Origin of the sequence: Streptomyces sp. NPDC058307, assembly GCF_042880295.1 — a bacterium.
GTDB lineage: Bacteria > Actinomycetota > Actinomycetes > Streptomycetales > Streptomycetaceae > Streptomyces.
In genome coordinates, this window is the sequence record NZ_JBHVYZ010000002.1 from 122,101 (window position 1) to 139,133 (window position 17,033).

General features: G+C 69.9%; 13 protein-coding genes, 2 tRNA genes and 1 pseudogene. 11 read left to right on the plus strand and 5 right to left on the minus strand.

Features of this window, described 5'->3' with window-relative positions; translation table 11 throughout:
- Nucleotides 1-395 precede the first annotated feature (395 nt).
- The gene (locus ACFVYN_RS02415; protein ID WP_389991311.1) at nucleotides 396-986 is read left to right on the plus strand and encodes a biotin transporter BioY; all 591 of its coding nucleotides are present in this window, start codon (nucleotides 396-398) and stop codon (nucleotides 984-986) included.
- A 106-nt stretch (nucleotides 987-1,092) separates the two neighbouring features.
- Here the strand turns inward: ACFVYN_RS02415 and ACFVYN_RS02420 are convergent, their stop codons facing one another.
- Nucleotides 1,093-1,818: a hypothetical protein gene (locus tag ACFVYN_RS02420; RefSeq protein WP_389991629.1), complete on the minus strand. Its 726-nt coding sequence runs from the start codon at nucleotides 1,816-1,818 to the stop codon at nucleotides 1,093-1,095.
- 239 nt (nucleotides 1,819-2,057) lie between these two features.
- On the opposite strand from ACFVYN_RS02420, the gene ACFVYN_RS02425 reads away from it, so the two are divergent.
- Nucleotides 2,058-4,985, plus strand: a complete 2,928-nt coding sequence (locus tag ACFVYN_RS02425; RefSeq protein ID WP_389991632.1) for a protein kinase — start codon at nucleotides 2,058-2,060, stop codon at nucleotides 4,983-4,985.
- Nucleotides 4,986-5,062: 77 nt separating this feature from the next.
- Here the strand turns inward: ACFVYN_RS02425 and ACFVYN_RS02430 are convergent, their stop codons facing one another.
- Nucleotides 5,063-6,475, minus strand: coding sequence for an amino acid permease (locus ACFVYN_RS02430; RefSeq protein ID WP_389991314.1), 1,413 nt, complete (start codon nucleotides 6,473-6,475; stop codon nucleotides 5,063-5,065).
- 205 nt (nucleotides 6,476-6,680) lie between these two features.
- Here ACFVYN_RS02430 and ACFVYN_RS02435 point away from each other — a divergent pair, with 205 nt between their 5' ends.
- Nucleotides 6,681-7,166: a ribose-5-phosphate isomerase gene (locus tag ACFVYN_RS02435; protein ID WP_389991317.1), complete on the plus strand. Its 486-nt coding sequence runs from the start codon at nucleotides 6,681-6,683 to the stop codon at nucleotides 7,164-7,166.
- Nucleotides 7,167-7,289: 123 nt separating this feature from the next.
- Nucleotides 7,290-8,099: an Fpg/Nei family DNA glycosylase gene (locus ACFVYN_RS02440; protein ID WP_389991320.1), complete on the plus strand. Its 810-nt coding sequence runs from the start codon at nucleotides 7,290-7,292 to the stop codon at nucleotides 8,097-8,099.
- Between the two features lie 27 nt (nucleotides 8,100-8,126).
- On the opposite strand, the gene ACFVYN_RS02445 is transcribed toward ACFVYN_RS02440, so the two are convergent.
- Nucleotides 8,127-9,356, minus strand: a complete 1,230-nt coding sequence (locus tag ACFVYN_RS02445) for a GNAT family N-acetyltransferase (RefSeq protein WP_389991323.1) — start codon at nucleotides 9,354-9,356, stop codon at nucleotides 8,127-8,129.
- A 169-nt stretch (nucleotides 9,357-9,525) separates the two neighbouring features.
- Between ACFVYN_RS02445 and ACFVYN_RS02450 the strand changes: the two genes are divergently transcribed.
- Nucleotides 9,526-10,707: a PP2C family protein-serine/threonine phosphatase gene (locus tag ACFVYN_RS02450; protein ID WP_389991326.1), complete on the plus strand. Its 1,182-nt coding sequence runs from the start codon at nucleotides 9,526-9,528 to the stop codon at nucleotides 10,705-10,707.
- A gap of 37 nt (nucleotides 10,708-10,744) precedes the next feature.
- Nucleotides 10,745-11,200 (plus strand): HD domain-containing protein, encoded by a 456-nt coding sequence (locus ACFVYN_RS02455; protein ID WP_389991329.1) that lies wholly within the window; start codon nucleotides 10,745-10,747, stop codon nucleotides 11,198-11,200.
- On the opposite strand, the pseudogene ACFVYN_RS02460 reads toward ACFVYN_RS02455, so the two are convergent.
- Nucleotides 11,197-12,317: pseudogene (locus ACFVYN_RS02460) on the minus strand (acyltransferase family protein). The gene ACFVYN_RS02455 and the pseudogene ACFVYN_RS02460 overlap by 4 nt on opposite strands.
- A gap of 364 nt (nucleotides 12,318-12,681) precedes the next feature.
- Between ACFVYN_RS02460 and ACFVYN_RS02465 the strand changes: the two are divergent.
- A complete protein-coding gene (locus ACFVYN_RS02465) occupies nucleotides 12,682-12,876 on the plus strand; it encodes a hypothetical protein (RefSeq protein ID WP_381331885.1) in 195 nt (64 codons plus the stop codon).
- A 245-nt stretch (nucleotides 12,877-13,121) separates the two neighbouring features.
- Here ACFVYN_RS02465 and ACFVYN_RS02470 read toward each other — a convergent pair.
- Nucleotides 13,122-13,192, minus strand: a tRNA-Gly gene (locus ACFVYN_RS02470).
- 418 nt (nucleotides 13,193-13,610) lie between these two features.
- Between ACFVYN_RS02470 and ACFVYN_RS02475 the strand changes: the two genes are divergently transcribed.
- The 4 genes from ACFVYN_RS02475 (at nucleotide 13,611) to ACFVYN_RS02490 (ending at nucleotide 16,966) form a co-directional block, all read left to right on the plus strand.
- Nucleotides 13,611-13,687 (plus strand) — tRNA-Pro (locus ACFVYN_RS02475).
- A 195-nt stretch (nucleotides 13,688-13,882) separates the two neighbouring features.
- Nucleotides 13,883-15,280 (plus strand): trigger factor, encoded by a 1,398-nt coding sequence (tig, locus tag ACFVYN_RS02480; RefSeq protein WP_389991332.1) that lies wholly within the window; start codon nucleotides 13,883-13,885, stop codon nucleotides 15,278-15,280.
- 329 nt (nucleotides 15,281-15,609) lie between these two features.
- The gene (locus tag ACFVYN_RS02485; RefSeq protein ID WP_389991635.1) at nucleotides 15,610-16,215 is read left to right on the plus strand and encodes an ATP-dependent Clp protease proteolytic subunit; all 606 of its coding nucleotides are present in this window, start codon (nucleotides 15,610-15,612) and stop codon (nucleotides 16,213-16,215) included.
- Between the two features lie 70 nt (nucleotides 16,216-16,285).
- A complete protein-coding gene (locus tag ACFVYN_RS02490; protein ID WP_389991335.1) occupies nucleotides 16,286-16,966 on the plus strand; it encodes an ATP-dependent Clp protease proteolytic subunit in 681 nt (226 codons plus the stop codon).
- Nucleotides 16,967-17,033 lie beyond the last annotated feature (67 nt).

The window sequence follows — 17,033 nt, forward strand, 5'->3', positions numbered from 1 at the left end:
GGCGCGCCGGAGCCCGCCTCACACCGGACGGCGACAGACAGCCGTGCCCACGCGTCGCAGGTCGACGTGGCGACGCGAGGAGAAGTACCGGGACTGGGCGACCATGCCTGGAAGGGTAGGCCAGAAACGGTGAATCCGACCAGACCACTAGGGTTCGTTCGGTCGATTCCGTTCGTTCGGTGATTCCCCACAGCGGCCCGACCCCGCGCCCCTGTAGCCGGCGCCACCTCACCTCAGTGACAGGCATCACGCCGAACCAGGTGTAACCGGCATCCTTTGTCCGGAGCCCACCAAGCCCTCGCTCCCCCCTTTGTCGGGCGCTGACGGTGATCGGCCGGAACGCGCTGGGATAGCGTCACGATGTCCCCCGCCGTTCCCACCCTCGCGGAGTCCCCATGAGCACCGCCGTCGCCCCCGCCCGCACCGGCCAGGTCCGCACCGGCCAGGTCCTCGCCGACCTGATCCCCGCCTCCCGCGTCCGGGACATCGCGCTCGTGGCCGGCGGCGCCGCGCTCACCGGCCTCGCCGCGCAGCTCGCCGTGCCCGTGCCGGGCTCCCCGGTGCCGGTGACCGGCCAGACCTTCGCCGCGCTGCTCGTCGGCACCACCCTCGGCGCCCGCCGCGGTGTCGCCTCCCTCGCCCTGTACGCGCTGGCCGGCCTCGCCGGACTCCCGTGGTTCGCCCAGGGCACCTCCGGGTTCTCCGTCTCCTTCGGCTACATCCTCGGCATGATCCTGGCCTCCGCCGCCGTCGGCGCCCTGGCCCGCCGCGGCGCCGACCGGAACGTATGGCGGACCGCGGGCGCCATGCTGGTCGGCGAGGCGATCATCTACGCGGTCGGCGTCCCGTACCTCGCCTACGCCGCCGGCATGTCGCTGTCCGCCGCGATCGCGGCCGGCCTCACCCCCTTCCTCCTCGGCGACGCCCTCAAGGCGGCCCTGGCGATGGGCGTCCTGCCCACCGCCTGGAAGCTCGTCAAGCGCTGAAAGGTGCTCATGCGGGGCATGCGGGGCATGCGGGGCATGCCGAACCTGCTGGAGGCATGACCTGACGATCCGTCAGGTCATGCCTCCACTGTTTTCCCGCTCTCGATCAGCCGGTGCGCTGCGGCCGCCGCTGCGACCACCACAGCCCCGCCACGCCCGCCGCCATCAGCGAGGCGCCCGCGGTCCCGAGCGGCAACAGGTCCCGCCCGACACCGGTCTTCGGCAACTCGCCCGGGGTGTCACCACCGGGCGCCACCGGCTTGTTGTCGGTGCCCAGCAGCAGCGGAGTGGCCGGGGCGTTCGGCGACGGATTCGTCGTGCCGAACGGAACCGGGCCCTGCTGCCAGAACGTCTTCTTCCCGTCACCGTCCTGCACCGGCAGACAGATCTTTCCGGTCTTCTTGAGATCGAATGTCGCATCGACGGCGTACGACTTCGACTTACCGGCCGCGAGATTGTCGATGGGGCAGACGAAAGCGCTGTTCGAACCCTCCGGCAGATCCTTTTCTTCGATCTGAGAGCAGCCTTGAACGTTTTTGACCGTCATGCCGTCGAACCCGACGACCAAAAGCCTGATCTTTCCGCTGTCCTTGCTCCCGTCGTTCTTCACGGTGGCCGTGAGGTCGGTCTTCTGCGAGTTGTTGTCGACGGAGATCGTCCCGGGCAGTGTCGTCGTCGGCTTCACGCCCGCCGGCGCCTCGTCAACGGCCTTTCCCCCCTTGCTGCTTGCGGGTCCCTCGTCCGCGCTCGCGGCGAAGGAAAAGATCATCACCGTCGAGAAGGATGCCGTGACCAGCGATCCGGCGATGGTCGTCATACGACGAGAACTCATGTTCGTCCCCCTTGGCTGCGCCTGAATTCGCAGTACTTGAAGAGGTACCACAAGATTTCTCCGCACTATGCTGGTACGGCGCGAAGTGTGACCATTGTGTTCCGGTCGGGGCATCGTTGAGGGGGTGCAGCGGATTGCCGGGGAATACGGGAGACACGGGAAATACGAGGCGCGGCGGAGTTCCAGGGCTCCTGGTGACAGGACGCTATCGCCTCGTCGAAAGTATCGGCCAGGGGGGAATGGGGCGGGTGTGGCGGGCCGCCGACGAAATGCTCGACCGGCAGGTCGCGGTCAAGGAGATGCGGATCGACGGCCTCGACGCCGAGGACACCCGCACCCGCCGTGAACGGACCCTGCGCGAGGCCAGGGCCACGGCCCGCATCGACCACCCCAACGTCGTACGGGTCTACGACGTCGTGGACGAGGGCGAACGCCTTTGGATCGTCATGGAGTTGGTCAACGGCCGCTCCCTGGAACGCATGACGGCGGAGGACGGCCCACTGGGCCCGCGCGAAACGGCGCTGCTCGGCCTGGGGCTGGTGCGGGCTCTGCGCCAGGTCCACGCGCGCGGCGTCCTGCACCGGGACATCAAACCCGGGAACGTCCTGGTGGAGTCCGGCGAACGCACCGGCCGCCGGATCGTGCTCACCGACTTCGGTATCGCCGCGATGCAGGACGCCGAGGCGCTGACCATGGTCGGCATGCTCGTCGGCTCCCCCGACTACATGGCCCCCGAGCGGGTCTCGGGCCGTCCGCAGGGCCCGCCGTCGGACATCTGGTCCCTGGGAGCGACGCTGTGCGCGGCCCTGGGCGGCCGCTCCCCGTTCTCCCGCGACACCACCCTGGCCACGCTGCACGCCGTCCTCTACGAGGAGCCGGAACTCCCCGCGGTGGCAGGCCCGTTGACCGATCTCCTGACGGCCCTGCTGGAGAAGGACCCGTCGATACGCCCGGCCCTGGACGAGGTGGAGTCGACCCTGCACACGGTCGCGTTCCCAGCGCCTACGCCGACGTTGAGGATGGGGGCGGGGGATGACACCGGCGACACCGGGCCGTTGCAGCGGGGTGAGTGGAGGGAGCCGGGGGGAGGCGCCGGTGGGGCGGACGGGGAGCGGGAGGACTCTGCGCGGGCTTCGGCGGGGTCCGGGCAGGTTGAGGGGGATCACCTGGCGGAGGCGGTGCCGGGACGGGAGGGAGCGGGGAGTTCTGCGCCGGCGTCGGCTGACGGGGAGCCGAGTGATCCAAGGGGGCCGGGCACTTCTGGGACTGCGGGGGCTCCAGGAACGGCGGGTGGTTCAGACGCTTCGGCAGGTCCGGACGGATCCGGTATCCCGGGCGACCCAGGAACCCCGAAATCACCGGGAGCCTCACAGGACGCGCGGGGAGACTCGCCGGATACGTCAACTGACGGACGCTCCTCGGAGACCTCGCCGAGCCCGGGGCCGTGGGCACCGGGGGAGTCGCCCACACCGGTCTATCTGGAGAACGGGATCGTACGGGCGGTACGGGATCCGAGGGTGCCGGAGCCGGATGCCGGGCCCGAGGCGGCCGTGGATGAGCCTGCCGTCATGGAGCCGTCGGATGCGGTGCCGGGCTTCTCGGGTGCGGGTGCGGGTGCTGAGAGGGTTTCGGACTCAGCGTCGGAGGAGTCCCGGTCTGCGGCCGAGCCGAGGGAGCCGACGGAGCCGTCGGATGGCGTGCCGGTCGGGCGTGAGTCCCGGGGGCCGGAAGGGCCTCGGTCTGTCGCCGAGGGTGCGGAGCCGTCGGATGGCGTGGCACTCGGGCGTGGCTCGTCGGAGTCGGCCGGGACCGGGGGCGCGGGCCCGGACGGTCCGGGTGACGAGGCCGTAGCCGCGCAGCCCGAACACCCGTCCCCTGCGCGGCCGTTCCTGCCGTCCGGATCCCAGGAGGCCTCGGCCGACCACATCGCCAGTGCCTCGACCGAGGCCGCTTCGGAGGAGCGTTCGGAGGTTCGGTCGGAGGTGCCGTCCGAGAGCTCGGTGGGAGCCGTACTCCGGGCAGGGGCCACCACGACCAGTACGCCCCTCGCGAGCGCCCCCACCCAGGACTCCCTCGCGGCGGGCGCCCCCACGGAGTACTTCCCGATGCCGGACGCGCCGACCCACCGCCGCCCCCACCACTCGGGCCAGGACCTCGTTCCCGGCCCCGAGCAGGGGCAGCCGGCGCAGGGAGGCACCGGCAGCGGCGGACAGGGCATCGACACCGACGGCCCCGCCGCAGATCCTCGTACCCGACCCCGTGCTGGCCAGGATCCTGCCCCCCGCCCCGCTCAAGGAGCGGCGCAGGGAGGCACCGGCAGCGGCGGACAGGGCATCGACACCGAGGACCCTGCCGCCGATCCCCGTACCGGACCTCACCCCGGCAGCACCGACGACCCCGCCGCCGATCCCCGTACGCGACCCCACCCGGGCCAGGATCCCGACCCCGACCCCGACCCCGCCCCGGCGTTGATCCTCGGTCCGCACCCCCACCGCGTGCCCCCGGGTGAACTCCCCACCACCCCCCGCCGCGGTGGGCGTCGTACCACCCTGGTCGCCGCAGGAAGCGTGGTCGCCGCAGGTGCTGCCGTGGTCGCGATCATCCTCGCCACCACCTCCGGCCCGCCCGGCGACGACAAGGCGGGCGGCTCCCCGTCCGCCTCGGCCTCCGCCCCGGAGTCCGGCGCCTCTCCACCCGCCGGCCCCCCGTCCTCCACCGTCGAGGGCACCTCCCGCCCCCGCTCGCTCCCGCCCGGCGCACACGAGGAGGCCGGTGGATTCGCGTGGGCGACCCCCACCGGCTGGCGGCGGGACGTGAAGACGGGGGCCGAGGTCCACTACACCTCGCCCGACGGAAAGCAGGAACTCGCGGCCAAGTCCTCCCTCGCCCGAGGCGACTTGATGGAGACCTGGCGGACCTCCGAGCAGAACGCCCACCAGGGCCAGGACTACGCCAAGATCCGCCTGGAGGAGACGACGTTCCGCGATCACCCCGCGGTCGTCTGGGAGTACACCTTCACCCTCGGCGGCGTCCCGTGGCACGCCCAGCTGCTCGGCTTCAACGAGGGCGGCAAGTCGTACCAGATCAACACCTGGTACCAGCCGGACATCGAGACGCAGGCCCTCGAGACGTACGGGAAGGTGAAGGCCGGCTTCACCGTGCTGTGAACCGGCACGGCGAACGGCGAAAGGGCCCCGCGGCACACGCCACGAGGCCCTTGACGCACGTCCGTTCAGCCGTCCGCTCAGCCGACGGAGACCTTGTCCGTCACCTCACCGGCCGACGCCGAAGCCCTACGCCCGCGCCCGACCTTCTCCTTCACCACGGCGATGACCAGCACCACCGCCGCGACGAGCAGCGACAGCAGCACGGTCTCCCGCCCGTCGTGCTCCGTGTCGGTCAGCATGTAGCCGAGGACGAAAACGATCAACGCGGCCGTCGCCCAGGTCAGATACGGGTACAGCCACATCCTCACGACCAGCTTCTCCGGCGCCTCGGCCTGGATGATCTTCCGCATCCGCAGCTGCGAGAAGCAGATGACGAGCCAGACGAACAGGGCCACCGCACCGGAGGAGTTGACGAGGAAGAGGAAGATCTTGTCGGGGGAGAGGTAGTTGAAGAACACGGCGACGAAGCCGAACACCACCGACGCGAGGATCGCGGCCATCGGCACACCCCGCCCGTTGACCCGCGCGAACGCCCTCGGCGCATCGCCCCGCTCGCCGAGCGAGAAGGCCATCCGGGAGGCCGTGTAGAGGCCGGAGTTGAGACAGGACAGCACCGAGGTCAGCACGATGACGTTCATGATCTGACCGGCGTGCGCGATCCCGAGGGAGTCGAGCGCGGCGACGTAGGAACCGTCGTCCTGGATGGACTTGGAGTCCCACGGGATCAGCGTGACGACGACGAAGATGGAACCCAGGTAGAAGACCGCGATACGCCAGATGATGCTGTTGGTCGACTTGGTCACGGCCCGCTGCGGGTCCTCCGACTCACCGGCCGCGAGGGTCGCGATCTCGCTGCCCATGAAGGAGAAGACGACGAGCAGGACGCCGGTGAGGATGGCGCCGGGCCCGTGCGGCAGGAAACCGCCGTGGTCGGTGAGGTTGGAGAGCCCCGCCTGGTCGGCGTTGACACCCGGCAGGACGCCGAACACCGCGAGCAGGCCGATGACGATGAACGCCCCGATCGCCACGACCTTGATCCCGGCGAACCAGAACTCGAACTCGCCGTAGGACCCCACCGAGACGAGGTTGGTGGCGGTCAGCACCACCATCACGATCAGCGCCCACCCCCACTGCGGTACGGCGGGTATCCACCCTTCGAGGATCTTGGCGCCGGCGGTCGCCTCGACGGCGAGCACGACGACCCAGAAGAACCAGTACAGCCAGCCGATGGAGAAACCGGCCCAGCGCCCGAGGGCCCGGTCGGCGTGGGCCGAGAAGGAGCCGGAGTTCGGATTCGCGGCGGACATCTCACCGAGCATCCGCATCACGAGGACGACCAGCGTGCCGACGAGCGCGTACGACAGCAGGATGCCGGGTCCGGCGGTGGCGATACCGGAGCTGGAGCCCACGAAGAGGCCCGCTCCGATGACACCGCCGATGGCGATCATCGAGAGGTGACGGTTCTTGAGGCCGGCCTGGAGACCAGTCATTCGGGGAATTCCTTCGTGCCGGGTGTGGGGATTCCCGTACGAGCGGTGTACGGGTCGGTCCAGTGAATCGGAGGCAAAGAAATTCGTGAACCTTTGAATCCAGATTGTTACTTGAGGTTTCCTTGAGGTTCCATTGCCAGGCTCACTGTTTTCCTCGCCGACACCCGGGGCTGCTGCCCCGAAACAGCCGTGTCACACTCGTTCCATGCGCGTGTATCTCGGCTCCGACCATGCGGGCTTCGAACTCAAGAACCACCTTGTCGACTGGCTCAAGGCGGCCGGCCACGACGTGGTCGACTGCGGCCCCCACATCTACGACGCCCAGGACGACTACCCGCCCTTCTGTCTCCGCGCCGCCGAGCGCACCGCCGCCGACGCCGACTCCCTCGGCGTCGTGATCGGCGGTTCCGGCAACGGCGAGCAGATCGCGGCGAACAAGGTCAAGGGTGTGCGGGCGTCCCTGGCCTGGAGCGAGGAGACCGCTTCGCTGGGCCGGCAGCACAACAACGCGAACGTCGTCGCGGTCGGCGCCCGCATGCACTCCACGGAGGAGGCGACGAAGTTCGTCGAGACCTTCCTCGCCACCCCGTTCTCCGGCGACGAGCGCCACCAGCGCCGGATCGACATGCTGTCCGACTACGAGACGACGGGCGACCTGCCGGCGATCCCGGCCCACCACCCCCAGCAGTAGCCTCCAGCGGGGTTCGTGGTCGGGTGCGGGTGCGTGGGGGCTGGTCGCGCAGTTCCCCGCGCCCCTGAGTGGGTGACCTGCACGAAATCCAGCCCTTGGGCATGTGACGAAAGAGGAACCGCCGTGCCCGAGGGTCACACCATCCACCGCCTGGCACAGGACTACGCCGAAACCTTCACCGGCACGAAACCCCACGTCACCAGCCCCCAGGGCAAGTTCTCTGACGCCGCCGCACTCCTCACCGGCTCCGAACTCACCCGCACCGAGGCCCACGGCAAACACCTCTTCCTCGGCTTCCGGGACACCGACTGGGTCCACATCCACCTCGGCCTCTTCGGCAAGGTCACTTTCGGCGCGGCCCCCGCACCCCCGCCCACCGACACGGTCCGCCTCCGCCTCGCGAACACCACGGCGTACGTCGACCTCCGCGGCCCCACGACCTGCGCCCTGATCACCCCCGCCGAGAAGCAGTCGATACACGAGCGCCTCGGCCCTGACCCCCTCCGCGAGGACGCCGACCCGCACGCCGCGTACCGGCGGATCTCCCGCAGCCGTACGACGATCGCCGCCCTGCTGATGGACCAGAAGGTCATCGCGGGCGTGGGCAACGTCTACCGGGCGGAGGTCCTCTTCCGGCACCGCGTCGACCCGTACCGCGCGGGCAAGGACATCACCCCCGCCGAGTGGGACGCGATCTGGACGGACCTCGTCGCGCTCATGCGCGAGGGCGTGCGGAACAACCGCATCGACACCGTCCGCCCGGAGCACACCCCCGAGGCGATGGGCCGCCCGCCCCGCGTCGACGACCACGGCGGCGAGGTCTACGTCTACCGCAGGGCCACCCTGCCCTGTCACCTCTGCGGCGGCGAGATCCGCACCGCCGGCCTCGCAGCCCGCAACCTCTTCTGGTGCCCGACCTGCCAGAGGCCTTGAGCGGGACCCAGAGACCTTGAGCGGGACCTAGAACCCGTGCGGCAGCCAGGGCGCCACCGCCGACCCGAACCCCACCGCCGCCTCGGCCAGCGACCCCTGCCGCAGCTCCCGCACCAGCCCCGCCCCCGCCAGCGCGGCGAGGCTCACGCCGCCGAGGTAGGCCGCCCCCAACTCCCGTACCGACAGGGCGAGGTCGGCCGGGTCCGTCGTACGGTCGCACGACGCGCCCTTCGTGTCCCCGCTGAGCCGCCAACGCCCCGCGTTCCAGGGGCAGAAGGAGTCCTCGACCTCCAACACCACGTCCACCGGCGCCTGATAGGTCCGCGCCTGGAGCGCGGCGCCCACGTCCACCAGCCGTACGTGCAGCGAGTCCCGCACCAGCAGCGAACAGCGCCGGACGTCGGACACGAGGTACTGCCAGGCCTCGTCGACCGGCCGCCGCCGGACGTCGATCCGCGAGGTGAGGTCGAGGTCGAACAGGAACCGCCACAGCGCGCCGTGCGTGGCCGGATCCAGTGCCTCCAGGTCGGAGACCACCACCGTGCCCCTGGGCCCGGCCGGTTCCCAGTCCGCCTTGACCCGGTACCGCACGAACCCCACGACCTCCCCGTCCCGCTCCGCGACCACGCACTGCAGGGGCGAGGCACCGCTCCGGTCGCTCTCCGAATCGAGCAGCCACAGCCGCTCCCAGCCGGGAATCCGGGCGACCATCCCGGGCCGCCGGGGCACGAGGCGGGCGTACACCGCCTCGCACGCGTCGAGCACGTCGGCGAGCGCCGCGTACCGCAGCCGTACGTCGTCGGTGCCGGGCGGTACGGACAGCCGTACCCGGGTCGTGTCGATGTCGGCGTTGACGTTGTAGCTGCCGACGCCGTACCCGAACCGGCCGTAGATCACCGGCTCCGAGGCCGTGAGCACGGCCAGCGGTTCGCCCCAGGAACGCACGTCGTCCAGCTGGCGGCGCATCATCGAGGTCAGCACCCCGCGCCGCCGGTGGGTGCCGGCCACGCTGACCATGGTGACGCCGGCGGCGGGCACCGAGGCGCCGCCCGGCACGGTGATCCGGAAGCCGAACGCCCCCGCCGTACCCACACACCGCTCGCCGTCCCAGACGCCTATGGAACGGTCGTACTCGGTCAGCTCACGCCACAGTTCCCGCTCCTCGGCCGACTCCGGAATCCCGCCGAAGGCGCGGATCAGGTTGCCGTACCACTCGTCCCAGTCGTCCTGCCGAAGCACCCGCACGTCAGTCCCCATGAACCATGCCTACCAGGGCATTGCGGGACGAGCGAGGGAATTTCACCGGGGCCCGCCGTCAGCCGGCGTGTGTACCGCCCTTGAACAGCTGTGAAGTTGAACCTCGCACGGGGGACAAGTCGTACCTCCTGTGCCAAGCAGGGGGTTCGGCGGATAAGGTCCCGAACTAATGGCAGCAGGACGAGGGCGGCGCGCGGAAGCCGAGACGTTCACGGCCCGGTGGAAGATGCAGTGGCACCGGGTCCGCGTCGGCCTGCGCAGAAGCGCCGTGGACTACTTCCGCGGCGACGGCTCGGACTGGGTCGCGCTGGCCGGCCTGCTCCTGACCGTCCCGGTGATCGCGTCCGTCACCCTGATGAACTCGGTGTGGTGCTCACCGGCCGCGCTGGTCCTCCCGATCGTCGCCGGCGGTCTGCTGCTGCGCCCGGCGAGCCTGCTCGGCCTGTACGCGGCGGCGGCGACCGCCCTGATCGTGGAGTCGGTGCGGCTGGGGCCGTACACCGAGGGACCGTCCCGGGTCACCCCGGGCGTGGTCCTGGTCGTGGCCGCCTGCGGTTTCTTCGGTCTGCTGATCGCCCAGTTCCGCAGCCGGGTCGGGGTGCCCTGGCGGCGCGGCGGCACCATGCTGTTCGACCTGCGCGAACGCATCCGGGTGCAGAGCAAGCTGCCGCACCTGCCGCAGGGCTGGCACCGGGAGATGGCACTGCGTCCCGCGGGTGGACAGTCCTTCTCAGGCGACTTCGTGGTCGCGGCCCGTACGAACGGCGGCCGGACGATGGAGGTCGTGCTGACCGACGTCTCCGGCAAGGGCATGGACGCGGGCTCGCGGGCGCTGCTGCTGTCGGGGGCGTTCGGCGGCCTGCTCGGTTCGCTGCCCCCGCACGCCTTCCTGCCCGCCGCGAACGGCTATCTGCTCCGCCAGGACTGGGACGAGGGCTTCGCGACCTCGATCCATCTGGTCCTGGACCTGGACTCCGGCGACTACGAGCTCTACTCGGCCGGCCACCCGCCGGGGCTGCAGCTCAGCGCGGGCAGCGGCCGTTGGGAGGAGAAGGCGGCGGAGGGCCCGCTCCTCGGCGTCTACGACGGCGCCCAGTTCGACCCGGTCAAGGGATCACTGCGGCCCGGCGATGTCCTGATGCTCTTCACCGACGGCCTGGTGGAGACGTCCGAACGCGACATAGTCGAGGGCATCGACCGGCTGACGGGGGAGGCCGACCGGTATGTCGCCGGCGGCTTCCACGGTGCCGCCTGGCACCTGATCGAGGCGGTCGCGAAGGACGTCAACGACGACCGGGCACTGCTGCTGATCTGCCGCGAGGGCCCGACGGCCCAGGCGGTGCCGCGCTAGGCACGGTTTCCGCACCGCGGCACGCCACACTGGAAGAATGACCGACGAGTTGACACCGGCCGAGGTCGAGGCCCTCGCCCGCACCGCGCACGAGGGCCAGACCGACAAGGCCGGCCGGCCCTACGCCGAACACCTGCGGGCCGTCGCCGAGGGCGTACGCGCGCGTGGCGGCGACGACGACCAGATCGCGGCGGCCTGGCTGCACGACTCCGTCGAGGACGACGCGCTCTCCGCGCAGTGGCTCGAGGAGGCCGCCCTGAGCCGTCGTACGAAGGACATCGTGCTCGCCGTCACCAAGCGGGCCGGAGAGCCGCCCGAGGCGTACGCCGGGCGCATCCTCACGACCCCGGGCGCGCTGCTGGTCAAACAGGCCGACCTGGCGCACAACGCGGACCCGGCCCGCCTGGCGGTCCTCGACGAGGCGACCCGCACACGGCTCACCGAGAAGTACGCGGGGATGCGCGCGCTTCTCGGTCTGCCGGCGTCCGGCTAGGCGCCGACCTTCTCCCGGGGAGCCGCCGCCTTCCGCTCATGTCCCCGCTTCACCTCGGCCGCCTCCCGCCTGAACGCCCACTCCATGTCGGGCTCCATCACGCATCGGAAGACCCGGCGCACCGGCGCGGTGCACAGCAGGGTGACGGCGACCGCGGCGAGAGCGCTCACGAAGAGCTCACCGGCCGGACGGTGCAGCCAGGCGTGGTCGAACCAGCCCGCGAAACCCGCGCCCTTGATCAGGAAGCCGTGCAGCAGATAGCCGTACAGCGTGCCCGCGCCGAGCGCGGTGAACCACATGCGCCGGCCCGGCACCCAGGCGAAGAAGCAGGCCGTCAGCAGCAGCGAAGCGCCGAACATCGCCAGCACCATGACCGGTCCCGTCCACCAGGGCGCCCCCATCTCCTGGGCGGCGTTGCGGTGGTAGAACCACTCGGTGTTCATGCGCGGCACCGCCCACCAGCCGACGGCGAGGGCGGCGGCGAACACCGGCACGGCCGCGATCCGCATCGAACGCCGGCGCACCATCCGGAAGTGCTCGGGCTTCATGACCAGGCCCAGCACGAAGTACGGCAGGAACTGCAGCACCCGCTGGAGGTCCAGGTCGTCGCCGATGTCCGGGGTCACGGACGCCAGCATCGCGATGCCGAGCGCGAGCGGCAGCGGCCACCGCACCAGCTTCCAGCCGGCGTGGTCAGCCGCCAGATGAACAGCGCCACCAGGAACCAGGTCAGGAACCACGGGTCCAGGAGGCTGATGTCCATGCCCGGGTCGTGGTCGGCGTAGCGCTTGAAGAGGGAGTACGCCGTCTCGAAGACGATGTACGGCACCGCGACGCCGGTGACGAGCCGCTTCAGCCGGTCCGCGCGCATGTCGAAACTGCGGGAGAAGAAGCCGGAGATGACGATGAACGCCGGCATGTGGAACGAGTACACCACCGTGTACACGCCCTCCAGGATCCTGCTGTCGCCCTTGAGCGGCTCCCAGGAGTGCGCGACGGCCACCAGGACGATCGCCAGGTACTTGGCGTTGTCGAAGAAGGCGTCACGCTGCTTGTCGGGCGGCGGGTCCTGCGGCGAGCGCGGACGGGGGACTGCGTCGGCGGCGGCTGGAAACATCTGAGGCACCCTAGCCCCGGCTGTGCGTGTCCGTAAAACCGGCTGTCCCGTTGCTGGTTGTGCACTTCTGAGCCGTCTTCAGCAGCCCGTATTGTCCGCATCAATCCCCTCGAAATGCCGCATTGCCGTGCCTGTCGCACAACTGTGCCGATACCTCGGATTCCCTGCGGACGGAATGTGCGGACACCGTGACCGCGGACCGAAAGGAACCGGCCAAGGGGGGCGACGCGTGTATCGGCATGGCCAAACGTTGGCTCACCGGCCGCATATGCGGGCCGCGTTGGTGGCACGATGGTTCTGGCGGGGGTCGCGGGGTCGCGTCCCCGGGCCGGGAGAGCGGGACCGACCGAGGGTGTGATCAGTTGTGGCCATTTCGCTGTCAGTGGTGCTGCTGTTGGGGATCATCCTGGTGGTGTTGATGCGGGGAGGCTCGATCAAGGCCGGCCCCGCCATAGTCGCGGTGCTCTTCGGCTTCTTCCTCGCCTCGACCGGCATGGCCGACGACATCCAACGCTTCCTGGACTCGATAGCGCAGACCATCAACTCGATCCAGTTCTAGCCCGGAACACGGGCGGACACCCACGACAAACGATCATGAGCACATGCGTCCTCGATTAAGCCGTATCGCCGGCACGGCACTCGTTCTGCTCGGTATCGCCCTCGTGTTCTGGAGGGTCTTCGGCAGCCCTCAGGACTGGGAGGGCGGCATGAGACGCGAGGGGCACGACGGACTGAACCGGTCCGGGGGACATCGAAGGCCCAGGGAGAGGGAATCCGCCTCTTACCTGGGCCTTCGGCATTCAGAGCGGGCGACGGGAATCGAACCCGCGTAGCTAGTTTGGAAGACTAGGGCTCTACCATTGAGCTACGCCCGCACAGCACGCGCCGGCCCGATGACCGGCGGCACGCATGCATCGTACCGGGTCGTCACCCCTCGTCGCACACCCCTTCCGCCCTGCCGCCGACCGCGCGGCGCGGGGACCGGGCGCACCGGGGCGCGCACGGGCGTGGCCCTGGTGCCCACGCGCCGGTGACGACGGGATCGCCCGACCCCCTGGGAGTGCTCGCCGTGAGCGACTGCTCCCACGAGGGAGCCGCCCCCGAGGCGCGCTGTACCTGTTTCGTTTCCGCCGGCGCGCGGCACGGAGCGCGTGTGCGGGCGGATTGTGGTGGGCCGGGCGGGTGGCTCTCGGGGGGCCGGGAGGGGGCGCGCAGGGGTGTGTTCTGCTCGGGGGGCGGGAAATGCGGTAAACCCCGCTGCCTGCGGGCATGTACCCTACGTGTCGCACCAGACGGGGTGTGGCGCAGCTTGGTAGCGCGTCCGCTTTGGGAGCGGAAGGCCGTGGGTTCAAATCCCGCCACCCCGACCACCTGCGCGATCACCTCGCGCGGCCGTACACAGTGATCGCCTTTGGGGCGTGTCGCCGCTGCCGTTACTATGCAAGCTGCACGCCCGTGTGCCTCATCCTCTGGATCTCCACTGGAAGTCCTCCGGGCGGCGAATCCGCCGGAGCCGTTCTGGCTCCGGCAGAAACCAAGAAGTCAGCCCCCAAGGAGACCGAACCGTGAAGAGCGCCGTGGAGACCCTGAACCCGACTCGGGTTCGGCTCAGCATCGAGGTGCCCTTCGAGGAGCTCAAGGACAGCCTCGACGCGGCGTACAAGAAGATCAACCAGCAGGTCACTGTGAAGGGCTTCCGGAAGGGCAAGATCCCGGCGCGCGTCATCGACCAGCGGTTCGGCCGCGGTGCGGTCCTGGAGGAGGCGGTCAACGACGCGCTCCCGAAGTTCTACACCGAGGCGGTCAACGAGGCCGAGATCGACGTCCTGGGCCAGCCCGAGGTCGACATCACCGAGCTGAAGGACGGCGAGACGCTGAACTTCACCGCCGAGGTCGACGTCCGCCCCGCCATCGAGATCCCGGACTACTCCGGCATCGAGGTCGAGGTCGACGCCGTCGAGGTCAGCGACGAGGACGTCGACAAGGCCGTGACCGAGCTGCGTGAGCGCTTCGCCTCGACCTCCCCGGTCGAGCGTGCCGCCGAGGACGGCGACGTCGTGACCATCGACCTGGAGGCCAAGGTCGAGGGCGAGGTGCTGGAGGACGGCGTCGCGAGCGGCGTCTCCTACACCATCGGCTCCGGCGAGCTGCTGGACGGCATCGACGACGCCGTGAAGGGCCTGGAGGCCGGTGGCGAGGCCACCTTCACCTCCGAGCTCAAGGGCGGCACCGCGGCCGGCAAGGAGGCCGAGGTCACCGTCAAGGTCACCCAGGTCGCCGCCCGCGAACTGCCCGAGCTGGACGACGAGTTCGCGCAGCTCGCCTCCGAGTTCGACACCCTCGACGAGCTCAAGGCCGACAGCCGCAAGCGCCTCGAGAACATGAAGCAGTACGACCAGGCCACCCAGGCCCAGGAGCGCGTCCTGGAGAAGCTCCTGGAGCTCGTCGAGGTGCCCGTCCCCGAGAAGCTCCTCGAGGACGAGATCAACACCCGCAAGCACAACCTGGAGCACCACCAGCTCGGCCAGATGGGCCTCGACCTCGAGAAGTACCTCGAGATCCAGGGCAAGACGGCCGAGGAGTTCGACACCGAGACCAGGGAAGCCGCGGTCAAGGGCATCAAGACCCAGTTCGTGCTCGACGAGCTCGTCAAGCGCGAGAAGCTGAACGTCAACCAGGAGGAGCTCACCGAGCACCTCATGCGCCGTGCCGCTTCCTCCGGCATGTCCCCCGACCAGTTCGCCCAGGCGGTCGTCGAGGGCGGTCAGGTTCCGCTCCTCGTCGGCGAGGTCGCCCGCGGCAAGGCCCTGGCCGTCGTGGTCGAGGCCGCCACGGTCAAGGACACCAACGGCGAGGTCGTCGACCTGGACGACGACGAGGACGAGACGGGCGAGGCCGTCGAGGCCGTCGAGGCCGCCTCCGAGGAGACCCCGGCCGAGGCCGAGGAGAAGACCGAGGGCTGAGCCCACGGCACCTCGAACGTCGTAGGAAGGGCCCCGGAGACGCATGTCTCCGGGGCCCTTCCCGCATGGGCCCCGAGGACCCGGCCGGGGCCGCGGGGGGCGGCGCGGCGGGCCACGGATCGACCGCGCCCGGCCCCGAACCGGCGATACCACGGCGCTACGCCCCCGGCGAACACCCCCCTTACCGGGATTCCCCAAGGGGACCAGCGCGTTAGGGTCCATGAGTACCAGGGCAGGGAAGTCCCTCGAACTGCCCAGCCCCCGGACGGGAACACGTAAGACGGCCCGGTGCCGTCGTAAGACGAGCAGGTGGATACGTGACGAATCTGATGCCCTCCGCCGCCGGCGACCCCTCCATCGGTGGTGGCCTCGGTGACCAGGTCTACAACCGGCTGCTCGGCGAGCGGATCATCTTCCTCGGCCAGGCGGTCGACGACGACATCGCCAACAAGATCACCGCGCAGCTGCTGCTCCTTGCCGCTGACCCGGACAAGGACATCTTCCTTTACATCAACAGCCCCGGCGGATCGATCACGGCCGGCATGGCGATCTACGACACCATGCAGTTCATCAAGAACGACGTGGTGACCATCGCCATGGGCCTCGCCGCCTCGATGGGCCAGTTCCTGCTCAGCGCGGGCACGCCCGGCAAGCGCTTCGCGCTGCCGAACGCCGAGATCCTGATCCACCAGCCCTCCGCGGGCCTGGCCGGTTCGGCCTCGGACATCAAGATCCACGCCGAGCGTCTGTTGCACACCAAGAAGCGCATGGCGGAGCTCACCTCCCAGCACACGGGCCAGACGATCGAGCAGATCACCCGTGACTCGGACCGCGACCGCTGGTTCGACGCCCTCGAGGCCAAGGAGTACGGCCTCATCGACGACGTGATTCCCACGGCCGCCGGCATGCCGGGTGGTGGCGGCACCGGGGCCTGAGCCCCATGCGGGGCCACCACGCCCCCGCACAGCCCCTCAGCCGACCGCCACAGCCCCTAGGAGACAGACAGTGAACGACTTCCCCGGCAGCGGCCACTACGCCCGCACCGAGGCCGAGTACACCGGCCCGCGTGCCGAGTCCCGCTACGTCATCCCCCGCTTCGTCGAGCGCACCTCGCAGGGCGTCCGCGAGTACGACCCGTACGCGAAGCTCTTCGAGGAGCGCGTGATCTTCCTCGGCGTGCAGATCGACGACGCCTCCGCCAACGACGTCATGGCGCAGCTGCTGTGCCTGGAGTCGATGGACCCCGACCGGGACATCTCGGTCTACATCAACAGCCCCGGCGGCTCCTTCACGGCGCTCACGGCCATCTACGACACGATGCAGTTCGTGAAGCCGGACATCCAGACGGTCTGCATGGGTCAGGCGGCCTCCGCCGCCGCGATCCTGCTGGCGGCTGGTACGCCCGGCAAGCGCATGGCGCTGCCCAACGCGCGCGTGCTGATCCACCAGCCCTACAGCGAGACCGGCCGCGGTCAGGTCTCCGACCTGGAAATCGCCGCCAACGAGATCCTCCGGATGCGCGCGCAGCTGGAAGACCTGCTGGCCAAGCACTCCACGACGCCGATCGAGAAGATCCGCGAGGACATCGAGCGCGACAAGATCCTCACGGCCGACGACGCCCTGGCGTACGGTCTGATCGACCAGATCATCTCCACCCGGAAGATGAACAACGCCGCCGTCCGCTGACGCGGACCCGTAGGATATGCCGCCCCTTGGTACAGCGCACGTCGAAGTGAACCCTGCCAAGGGGGGC

What these genes read in the sequence shown, in the direction of transcription:
- ACFVYN_RS02425 (WP_389991632.1), top strand. Translation starts at nt 2,058, where the DNA reads ATGGGGCGGGTGTGGCGGGCCGCCGACGAAATGCTCGACCGGCAGGTC.
- ACFVYN_RS02485 (WP_389991635.1), top strand. Translation starts at nt 15,610, where the DNA reads ATGCCCTCCGCCGCCGGCGACCCCTCCATCGGTGGTGGCCTCGGTGAC.
- ACFVYN_RS02415 (WP_389991311.1), top strand. Translation starts at nt 396, where the DNA reads ATGAGCACCGCCGTCGCCCCCGCCCGCACCGGCCAGGTCCGCACCGGC.
- ACFVYN_RS02455 (WP_389991329.1), top strand. Translation starts at nt 10,745, where the DNA reads ATGACCGACGAGTTGACACCGGCCGAGGTCGAGGCCCTCGCCCGCACC.
- ACFVYN_RS02430 (WP_389991314.1), bottom strand. Translation starts at nt 6,475, where the DNA reads ATGACTGGTCTCCAGGCCGGCCTCAAGAACCGTCACCTCTCGATGATC.
- ACFVYN_RS02445 (WP_389991323.1), bottom strand. Translation starts at nt 9,356, where the DNA reads ATGGGGACTGACGTGCGGGTGCTTCGGCAGGACGACTGGGACGAGTGG.
- ACFVYN_RS02435 (WP_389991317.1), top strand. Translation starts at nt 6,681, where the DNA reads ATGCGCGTGTATCTCGGCTCCGACCATGCGGGCTTCGAACTCAAGAAC.
- ACFVYN_RS02450 (WP_389991326.1), top strand. Translation starts at nt 9,526, where the DNA reads ATGGCAGCAGGACGAGGGCGGCGCGCGGAAGCCGAGACGTTCACGGCC.
- ACFVYN_RS02420 (WP_389991629.1), bottom strand. Translation starts at nt 1,818, where the DNA reads ATGAGTTCTCGTCGTATGACGACCATCGCCGGATCGCTGGTCACGGCA.